This is a genomic window from Burkholderia sp. AW49-1, assembly GCF_053427845.1.
In genome coordinates this window covers 1-818 of record NZ_JBSAXF010000093.1, presented here as the reverse complement: position 1 = coordinate 818, position 818 = coordinate 1, and the positions used below count along the sequence as shown (strand labels likewise).

Sequence of the window (818 nt, the reverse complement as noted above, 5' to 3'; positions counted from 1 at the left end):
TCGCCATGTGTGCGGCCCATCAGTTCGCCCAGCTCGAAGCCCTGTTTGATGCCGTCCGTTCCCATCTTGCGGAGGGCACCTACGAGCGCGCGCTCGTCGACATGGGGCAAGGCGTCGCGAGCCGGTATTCGGCCGACATGCGCCGCACTGCGCAGCCGGAGGTGTGCCATGACTGATCAACGCATCCGAACCGCGGTTGTCGACGGATTCGACAACGCACCGCCGCTCGATACCGGCGCACCGATCGAGCTGCAATTTGCCGTCGACCTGGGCGCGATCTGCGCCGACGCATGGCTCGACCTGAAAGGCGACGTGCGGCTGCATGACTACGCGGCGCATCAAGCCGCTGCGTTCGCGCGCGGCATGGAAGCTGCCATGCAGGACGCAGGCGACGTCGACGCGCACCGCGTGACGATCAGCCGCCAAGCGTTCGCGGCCGGCCTGATGGGGCGCGTGCAGCAGCATCTGTTCGCGGCGCTCGGCCTCGTCACGCGCGAACCGCGCACGACGCACTGAGGGGCGGTCATGGCAAAGACGAACAAGAACGCCGTGCAACCGCTCGCGTCGCACTTCGTGGCCGAGGTGAACCGCCCCGACCGCAACCGCATCGGCACGCGGATCAGTGACGCCATGGAGCTGCTGGACAGTCTGCATTGGGCGGCCGACAAGGCCATGTCCGATGACGATTACTGGCTTGTGCTGAGCCTGTTCCGCGCGTCCCTGCCGTCGATCGGCGCGGCGCTGGAGGCGGCGAACGACGCCCTTGGCGAGTCGCGGCTCGGCCGCTACGTCTACAGCAACGACGTCACGGCCGGCGG

Annotated in this window: 2 protein-coding genes; both read left to right on the top strand. The window is 67.8% G+C overall.

Features of this window, described 5'->3' with window-relative positions; translation table 11 throughout:
- The first annotated feature begins 168 nt into the window (after positions 1-168).
- Positions 169-516 carry a hypothetical protein gene (locus ACV22W_RS33540; RefSeq protein WP_009908645.1) on the top strand — a complete coding sequence of 116 codons (348 nt, stop codon included), beginning with the start codon at positions 169-171 and terminating at the stop codon, positions 514-516.
- 9 nt (positions 517-525) lie between these two features.
- On the top strand, positions 526-818 hold a 293-nt coding region (locus ACV22W_RS33535), incomplete at its 3' end, for a hypothetical protein (protein ID WP_448023823.1).